Source organism: uncultured Brevundimonas sp. (assembly GCF_937870815.1).
Taxonomy (GTDB): Bacteria; Pseudomonadota; Alphaproteobacteria; order Caulobacterales; family Caulobacteraceae; genus Brevundimonas.
Genome location: NZ_CALMZS010000160.1, coordinates 1 through 7,165, shown reverse-complemented (window position 1 = coordinate 7,165; position 7,165 = coordinate 1). Strand labels below are relative to the sequence as shown.

General features: G+C 72.0%; 9 protein-coding genes and 2 pseudogenes. 9 read left to right on the top strand and 2 right to left on the bottom strand.

Features of this window, described 5'->3' with window-relative positions; all coding sequences use genetic code 11:
• Positions 1 to 78 precede the first annotated feature (78 nt).
• The 9 genes and pseudogenes from ffh to Q0588_RS10315 all read left to right on the top strand — a co-directional run bounded on the left by ffh (position 79) and on the right by Q0588_RS10315 (position 6,287).
• A complete protein-coding gene (ffh, locus tag Q0588_RS10355) occupies positions 79 to 1,587 on the top strand; it encodes a signal recognition particle protein (protein ID WP_298745876.1) in 1,509 nt (502 codons plus the stop codon).
• Between the two features lie 20 nt (positions 1,588 to 1,607).
• Positions 1,608 to 2,150: pseudogene (rpsP, locus tag Q0588_RS10350) on the top strand (30S ribosomal protein S16); the annotation flags it as partial.
• A gap of 321 nt (positions 2,151 to 2,471) precedes the next feature.
• Positions 2,472 to 3,014, top strand: a complete 543-nt coding sequence (gene rimM / locus Q0588_RS10345; RefSeq protein ID WP_298745875.1) for a ribosome maturation factor RimM — start codon at positions 2,472 to 2,474, stop codon at positions 3,012 to 3,014.
• A gap of 52 nt (positions 3,015 to 3,066) precedes the next feature.
• A complete protein-coding gene (locus Q0588_RS10340) occupies positions 3,067 to 3,441 on the top strand; it encodes a DUF3597 domain-containing protein (protein ID WP_298745874.1) in 375 nt (124 codons plus the stop codon).
• Positions 3,442 to 3,486: 45 nt separating this feature from the next.
• Positions 3,487 to 3,702, top strand: coding sequence for a KTSC domain-containing protein (locus tag Q0588_RS10335; protein ID WP_298745873.1), 216 nt, complete (start codon positions 3,487 to 3,489; stop codon positions 3,700 to 3,702).
• A 76-nt stretch (positions 3,703 to 3,778) separates the two neighbouring features.
• Complete coding sequence (locus tag Q0588_RS10330; RefSeq protein ID WP_298745872.1) at positions 3,779 to 3,976, top strand: hypothetical protein; 198 nt, start codon at positions 3,779 to 3,781, stop codon at positions 3,974 to 3,976.
• A 26-nt stretch (positions 3,977 to 4,002) separates the two neighbouring features.
• Positions 4,003 to 5,148, top strand: a complete 1,146-nt coding sequence (locus Q0588_RS10325; RefSeq protein ID WP_298745871.1) for an acyltransferase — start codon at positions 4,003 to 4,005, stop codon at positions 5,146 to 5,148.
• A 35-nt stretch (positions 5,149 to 5,183) separates the two neighbouring features.
• Complete coding sequence (locus Q0588_RS10320) at positions 5,184 to 5,711, top strand: CHAP domain-containing protein (protein WP_298745870.1); 528 nt, start codon at positions 5,184 to 5,186, stop codon at positions 5,709 to 5,711.
• 84 nt (positions 5,712 to 5,795) lie between these two features.
• Complete coding sequence (locus Q0588_RS10315) at positions 5,796 to 6,287, top strand: hypothetical protein (RefSeq protein ID WP_298745869.1); 492 nt, start codon at positions 5,796 to 5,798, stop codon at positions 6,285 to 6,287.
• Here the strand turns inward: Q0588_RS10315 and mmcB are convergent.
• Both mmcB and Q0588_RS10305 read right to left on the bottom strand, forming a co-directional pair.
• Positions 6,272 to 6,730, bottom strand: a complete 459-nt coding sequence (mmcB, locus tag Q0588_RS10310) for a DNA repair putative endonuclease MmcB (protein ID WP_298745868.1) — start codon at positions 6,728 to 6,730, stop codon at positions 6,272 to 6,274. The genes Q0588_RS10315 and mmcB overlap by 16 nt on opposite strands.
• A 66-nt stretch (positions 6,731 to 6,796) precedes the next feature.
• Positions 6,797 to 7,165, bottom strand: a pseudogene (locus Q0588_RS10305) (HslU--HslV peptidase ATPase subunit); the annotation flags it as partial.

Below are 7,165 nucleotides of genomic sequence, written 5' to 3'. Positions count from 1 at the left end.
CACCCGTCGGTGCTGAGTGGCCCATTTTCTGGATTCAGGTCGTCGTGACCTGAAGCGAAAATGGGCATGAGGTTGTGAATGTTCGAGGCTCTGAACGAGCGGCTGACAGGCGTCTTCGACCGGATCACCGGCCGCGGCGCCCTGTCCGAAAAGGATGTGGCCGAGGCCATGCGCGAGGTGCGCGTGGCCCTGCTCGAGGCCGATGTCGCCCTGCCCGTCGTCAAGGACTTCATCGCCTTCGCCACCGAGCGCGCCACCGGCGAGGACGTCATCCGTTCGGTCAAGCCCGCCGACCAGGTGGTCAAGATCGTCCATGACGGCCTGGTCGAGATGCTGGGCGGCGAAGAGCCGGTCCCGATCAATCTGAACGCCACGCCGCCCGCCGTCATCCTGATGGCCGGCCTGCAGGGCTCGGGCAAGACCACGACCTCGGCCAAGCTGGCGCTGCGGCTGACGAAATTCGATCGCAAGAAGGTCATGATGGCCTCGCTGGACACCCGCCGTCCGGCGGCGATGGAGCAGCTGGCCACGCTCGGCCAGCAGATCGAGGTCGCGACCCTGCCGATCGTGGCCGGCGAGAGCCCGGTGCAGATCACCCGCCGCGCCCTGCAGTCGGCGAAGCTGCAGGGCTTCGACGTCCTGATCCTCGACACCGCCGGCCGCACCACCCTCGACGAGGCCCTGATGGCCGAGGTGGCCGAGGTCGCCGCCGTTTCCAAGCCGGTCGAGACCCTGCTGGTCGCCGACAGCCTGACCGGCCAGGACGCGGTGCGCACCGCCAGGGCCTTCCACGAGCGGCTGCCGCTGACCGGCCTGGTGCTGACCCGCGCCGACGGCGACGGGCGCGGCGGGGCCATGCTGTCGATGCGGGCCGTCACCGGCCTGCCGATCAAATACCTCGGCGCCGGCGAGAAGGTCGATGCGCTGGAGGTGTTCGACGCCCGCCGCGTGGCCGGCCGCATCCTCGGCCAGGGCGACATCGTCGCCCTGGTCGAAAAGGCGTCTCAGGAGCTCGACCAGGCCAAGGCCGAGAAGATGGCGAGGAAGCTGGCCAAGGGCCAGTTCGACCTCGACGACCTCGCCGCCCAGCTGCAGCAGATGAAGCGGATGGGCGGTCTGCAGGGCATCATGGGCCTGCTGCCCGGCGTCGCCAAAATGAAGGCCCAGATGGCCGACGCCAATATCGACGACCGGATGATCGCCCGCCAGGAGGCCATCATCAGCTCGATGACCCGGGCCGAGCGCAGGAAGCCCGACCTGCTCAACGCCAGCCGCAAGAAGCGCATCGCCCGCGGGGCCGGGGTCGAGGTCCAGGACATCAACCGCCTGCTCAAGCAGCACCGGCAGATGGCCGACATGGTCAAGTCGCTGTCCAGGGGCGGCGGCAAGGGGCTGAAACAGATGGCCGCCGCGATGGGCATGGGCGGCGGCGACATGGCCCGCCTCAAGGCCATGGGCGGCGGCAAGATGCCGGCCCCCTCCGCCGACGACATGAAGGCCGTCCAGGACCGGCTCGCCGGCCTCGGCGGCGGACACCTGCCGGGAGGCCTTCCGGGCCTGCCGGGCTTCCCTCCCAAGAAAAACTGACTTCCCAGAAAGAGACTGAAATGCTGAAGATTCGTCTGGCCCGCGGCGGCGCCAAGAAGCGGCCGTACTACTATATCGTCGTCGCCGACTCCCACTCGCCGCGCGACGGCAAATTCATCGAGCGCGTCGGCACCTACAATCCGATGCTGCCACGCGACGGCGAGCAGAAGCGCGTCACCCTGAAGGCCGACCGCATCGCCGAATGGCTCGGCAAGGGCGCCCGGCCGACCGAGCGCGTGGCCCGTTTCCTGAGCCAGGACGAGACCCTGGCCGACAAGGTCAAGTGGACCCAGTCGAACAACCCGAAGAAGGCCGAGCCGGGCAAGAAGGCCCAGGAACGCGCCGCCGAGCGCGCCCAGCGCGAAGCCGACCGCGCCGAGGCCGAGGCCGCCGCCAAGGTGGAAGCCGCCGAAGCCGCCGTCCGCGCCAAGGAGGAGGCCCGGGCCGCCGCCGAGGCCGCCCGGAACGCTCCGGCGCCCGAGCCCGAGGCCGCCGCCGAGGAAGCCCCGGCCGAGGCCGCCGCTGAAGAGGTCCCGGCCGCTGAAGCCGCCGCTGAAGAAGCCCCCGCCGCTGAAGCCGCCGCTGAAGAGGCTCCGGCCGAGGAAGCCGTGACCGAAGCCGCCCCGGCCGAAGCCGCCGCCGAGGAGGCTCCGGCCCCTGAAGCCGCGACTGAGGAAGCCCCGGCCGCCGAAGCGACCGAGGAAGAGAAGACCGAGGCCTGACGTGAGCTCCCTCTCCCTGAGGGAGAGGGAGAGGGAGGGGCCCGCCCGCGCCGGCGGGTGGGAGGGTGTGGGGTTATGGTGCGTCCGAATGAAACACCGTAGCCCCGCTCCCCTTCGCGCCGGAACGACCGCTGCGCGGCCGTGCGCCCAGGCCCTCTTCCCATGGGAGAGGGTTTCGTGACCCGGGACAGCAAACTCATCCTCGTCGGCCAGGTCGCCGGCGGGTTCGGGGTCAAGGGCGAGGTGCGGGTGACGGCCTGGACCGCCGACCCCATGGCCCTGCTGTCCTACGGGCCGCTGCTGAGGGCCGACGGCTCGGTCGGCCTGACCCTGACCTCGGCGCGGCCGGACAAGAACGGCGTGGTCGGGCGGGCGACGGAGATCGCCACCAGGGAGCAGGCCGACGCCCTGCGCGGGCTGAAACTGCACATCCCGCGCGACCGCCTGCCCGAGCCGGAGGAGGACGAATTCTACCTGGCCGACCTGGTCGGCCTGCAGGTCCGCGATCCGGCGGGCGGGGTGCTGGGCGCGGTCAGGTCCGTGCAGAATTTCGGAGCCGGCGACATGCTGGAGATCGCGCCGGCGGCCGGCGGGCCGACCTGGTACCTGCCGTTCACCCGCGAGGCCGTCCCGGAACTGCACATCGCCGACGGCTGGCTGCTGGCCGTCAAGCCGGTCGAGGTGGGCGAGCGCGAGCCGGACTGAACCCTTGACCCGCGTGGGGCGTTAGCCCGGCTTCACCACGAGGAGCAGGCGCATGGGTATCTTCAGTTCGATCTGGGACCGGATTCGGGGTCACAAACCCGAGGCGGCGCCGACGAGGCCCGCTCCCCAGGCCGCGCCGCCCGCCGGCGCTCCGGCCGCCGCCGCGCCGGTCGATGTCGAGGCCGTGCTGGTCTCCATGGCGGAGCTGAAGGGCGACGCCGCCGGCAACTGGCGCACGTCGATCGTCGATCTGCTCAAGCTGCTCGGGCTGGAATCCAGCCTCGAGGCGCGCAAGGAGCTGGCGCAGGAACTGGGCGTCAACGCCGGCCCCCACGGCAGCGCCGAGCAGAACATCGCCCTGTCGAAGGCCGTCTGGCGCAAGCTGGCCGAGAACGGCGGGCTGGTGCCGGATTCCCTGCGCGACTGACCGGCGGCGGCAGGAGCCGCCGGCGCGATCCGGCGTTTCCTCCGCATGCCGTCCAGGGTCATCCGCCGCTTCAGCTATGACGAACCGCAGCGCCGGCTGCGCGTGACCTTCGTCAGCGGCGACATCTACGAATACGACGGGGTGCCGCCGGAGGTGAACGCGGCCTTCCGCGAGGCCTTTTCGAAGGGCCGGTTCTTCGGCCCCCACATCCGCGACCGTTATCCCTGCCGCCGCGTCGAGCGAGGCCTGCCCGTGGACTGAGCGGCCCCGGCCGCGCTTTCGCATGACCGCGAACCATGCCTATGGTGGCGCTTCGGGACCTTTCGGAGTGATCGGGATGCGCCGGACCGTCGTCGCCATCGCCGCCGTGGCCGCCTTCGCGGCGGCCTGCCGGCAGGCCGCCGAAACGCCGGCGACGGCGCCCGCCGGCGAAGCCGCGCCGCCCGAAATGCCCGCCGACGCCCCGCCGCAGGAGGAGGTCGATCCGGCCCTCGCCGCCGCGCCGCCCGGGCCGGCGGCGCTTAACGGTTCCTAGAGCCTGCGCGCCTAGTCTGGAGGGCCATGACGCCCGTCCAGACCCCGCCCGACCTGCGCGCCCTGACCACGCTGCGGTTCCTCGCCGCCCTGTGGGTGGTGCTGTTCTCGGCCTGGCCCCACCTCGACGTCGGCTTCGTGCCCGTCGCGGTCACCAGGGGCTATCTCGGCGTCGAGGTCTTCTTCGTCCTGTCCGGCTTCATCCTCAGCCACGTCTATCTCGAGGCCGCCGGCCGGCGGCGCGGGTTCAGCTACGGCGGCTTCCTGTGGGCCCGGATCGCCCGCGTCTATCCACTGCATCTGGTCACCCTGGCGGGCATGATCGGGCTCGGCGCGGCCGCCACCCTGGCCGGCCTGACGGTCAGCGAGAGCCTGATCGACTGGCGCTCCCTGCCGGCCCACCTGAGCCTGACCCACGCCTGGGGCCTGGCCTCGAGCGCCGCCTTCAACCACCCGTCGTGGTCGATCTCGGCCGAATGGTTCGCCTATCTGGGCTTCCCGGCCTACGCCCTCGCGGCGTGGCGGATGCGCGAGCGGCCGTGGCTGGCCGCGGCCCTGGTCGCCGGCGGCGCCCTGGCGCTCTACGCCGCGTTCGAGGCGCTGGCCGGCTTTCCGCTGACCGAGGCCACCTTCCGCTGGGGGGCGCTGAGAATCGTGCCCTGCTTCGCCCTCGGCTGCGCCCTCTATCTGATCCACCGGCGGGCCCCGGTCCCGCACGCCGGCCGGGTCGCCCTGGCCGGCGCCGCGGGCCTGCTGGCCAGCACCTCCCTGGGGCTGTGGGATCCGCTGGCGGTGCTGTGCGCCGGGGCGGTGATCCTCGGCCTCGGCGGCCTGGACAACGCCCGCGCCGGCGTCCTCGCCTCGAGGGCGGGCGTCTATCTCGGCGAAATCTCCTATTCGATCTACATGGTCTGCGCGCCGGTGCTGCTGCTCGGCGTCAATGTGGCGGCGCGTCTGACCGGGGCCGACGACAAGCGACTTCACGTGATTGTGTGGCTGGCGGTTCTGGCCGCCATCCCGGTGGCCGCGGCGGCCACCTATCACGGCGTCGAACGCCCGGCCCGCAAGGCTTTGCGGGGTCTGGCGCGGCGCCGCGCCGCCGGCGGGGAGGCGGCCGGGGCCGGGCCGCACCCGCCCGAAAGGGTTCTTCAACCCTCGAAGCCTATCGTCTAGGCTGATTTCCAGAGGCAGTCGGGAAACGCGCCAGCATGATGAAACGACTCGCAGCCGCCGCGGTCGCGGCGACCCTCGGCATTGTTGCGTCGGTCGGGACCGCCCCCGCGGCCACGGCCGGAGAGCCGTACTGGCAGTGCGTGACCTTCGCCCGGATGTTCTCCGGCATCGAGATTTTCGGCGACGCCCACACCTGGTGGTCGCAGGCCCAGAGCCGCTTCCAGACCGGCGCGCGGCCCCGGACCGGCTCGGTGCTGGCCTTCCAGCCCAACGGCCGGATGAGCCGCGGCCACGTCGCCGTGGTCTCGGAGGTGCTGACCGACCGGGTCATCCGCGTCACCCACGCCAACTGGGGCGGCAGCCGCGGCAAGGTCGAGGAGAACGTCACCGTCGTCGACGTCTCCGACCGCGGCGACTGGAGCGCGGTCAAGGTCTGGTACAATCCGATCAACGACCTCGGCACGACGGTCTATCCGACCTGGGGCTTCATCCACAACGCCCCGGCCCGTCCGTCCGACGGCCTGCTGATGGCCTCGGCGACGGCGGCCCCCGGCCAGCCCTGAGCCCCGCAACCCTCCCGCCACGCCGGGCTTGTGCTTGACGGCGGCGCCCGTCGTGCGCTCCATGCCCGCCACGGGGAGATTTCCATGCGCGCCTGCGTCCTCACCGCCCTCGCCGGCCTGGCCCTCGCCGCCTGTTCGCCGGCGGCGGACCCGCCCAAGGTGCCCGAACCGGCTCCGGGGCCCGCGCCCGTCCTGGCCGGCGTCGACCTGACCCGGCCGCTGCGCGTGGGCGGCAACGAACCGTTCTGGGCGATCGAGATGACCGGCTCGGAAATGATCTACGCCGGCGCCGACCGGCCCGGGCAGAGGGCGCCGCAGAACCCGCCCGTGATGCAGGGCACCATGGCCGTCTGGGAATCGACGACCACCGCCGGAAACCCCCTCAAGGTGACCCTGACCGCCACCGACTGCAGCGACGGCATGAGCGACCGCACCTATCCCCTGACGGCCATGGTCGAGATCGGCGGGGAACCGCTGTTGGGCTGCGCCGCCACCGCCAGCGCCCACAGGTCGACGGGGGAAGGCGGCCGGGTGGTCGACGCGCCCCCGGCGGAGGCGCCTCAGCCGGCCGGCTGATCCCGCAGGGTCCTGAGCGCGCCCAGCCGGGCGAAGGCCAGGGTCAGGGCCTTGCGCCGGGCCGGCGCCAGCGGGATCGATATCGCCTCGCGCACCACCGCCCCGCCGAAGCCGTCGGCGACGATCAGCCCCGGCTCGTCCGGCAGGACGTCGGCCGGGAACTCCGGGGCCACGGCGAAATAGAACAGGTCGCAGTACGGCCGGTACTCGCCCCATTTGCGGTCGACCCGGAAGTCCTCCAGCCCCGACTTGACCTCGCAGACGGCGATCTCGCCGCGCGGGCCCAGGGCCATGACGTCGGCGCGGCGGCCGTTGGGCAGGCCGACCTCGAGCAGCGGCGCATAGCCCATGTCCGCCATCAGCCGCGCGGCGCCGCGGGTGACTGACAGGGTGGTGGCGGGGCGGCTGAAGACCAGGTCGATGTGGAGAGTGGCCGCGGGCACATGTCTGTATGTTCCGTCTGTGTTCCGGCTTCAAGCCCCCGGTCGGACGGGGCCGGGACCAGCCGGCTAGAGGATGTAGCGGCTCAGATCGGCGTCGCGCGCCAGGTCGGCGACCTTGTCCCGCACCTGGTCACCGTCGAAGGCGACCGTCTGGCCGGCGAGGTCGGAGGCCCTGAAGCTGGTCTCCTCCAGCACCCGCTCCAGCACCGTCACCAGCCGGCGGGCGCCGATGTTCTCGACCGTCGAATTGGCCGCCACCGCCGCGTCCGCCAGGGCGCCGATGGCCTCGTCGGTGAAGGTCAGGGTCACGTCCTCGGTGGCCAGCAGGGCCTGGTTCTGGCGGATCAGATTGGCCTCCGGCTCGGTCAGGATGCGCACGAAGTCGTCGCGGGTCAGGGCCTTGAGCTCGACCCGGATCGGCAGCCGGCCCTGCAG

Excerpts from the sequence above, each read along its gene's own strand:
- Q0588_RS10335 (WP_298745873.1), top strand. The coding sequence starts at position 3,487 with ATGCCGTCCAGGGTCATCCGCCGCTTCAGCTATGACGAACCGCAGCGC.
- Q0588_RS10325 (WP_298745871.1), top strand. The coding sequence starts at position 4,003 with ATGACGCCCGTCCAGACCCCGCCCGACCTGCGCGCCCTGACCACGCTG.
- ffh (WP_298745876.1), top strand. The coding sequence starts at position 79 with ATGTTCGAGGCTCTGAACGAGCGGCTGACAGGCGTCTTCGACCGGATC.
- rimM (WP_298745875.1), top strand. The coding sequence starts at position 2,472 with ATGGGAGAGGGTTTCGTGACCCGGGACAGCAAACTCATCCTCGTCGGC.
- Q0588_RS10340 (WP_298745874.1), top strand. The coding sequence starts at position 3,067 with ATGGGTATCTTCAGTTCGATCTGGGACCGGATTCGGGGTCACAAACCC.
- Q0588_RS10320 (WP_298745870.1), top strand. The coding sequence starts at position 5,184 with ATGATGAAACGACTCGCAGCCGCCGCGGTCGCGGCGACCCTCGGCATT.
- Q0588_RS10315 (WP_298745869.1), top strand. The coding sequence starts at position 5,796 with ATGCGCGCCTGCGTCCTCACCGCCCTCGCCGGCCTGGCCCTCGCCGCC.
- Q0588_RS10330 (WP_298745872.1), top strand. The coding sequence starts at position 3,779 with ATGCGCCGGACCGTCGTCGCCATCGCCGCCGTGGCCGCCTTCGCGGCG.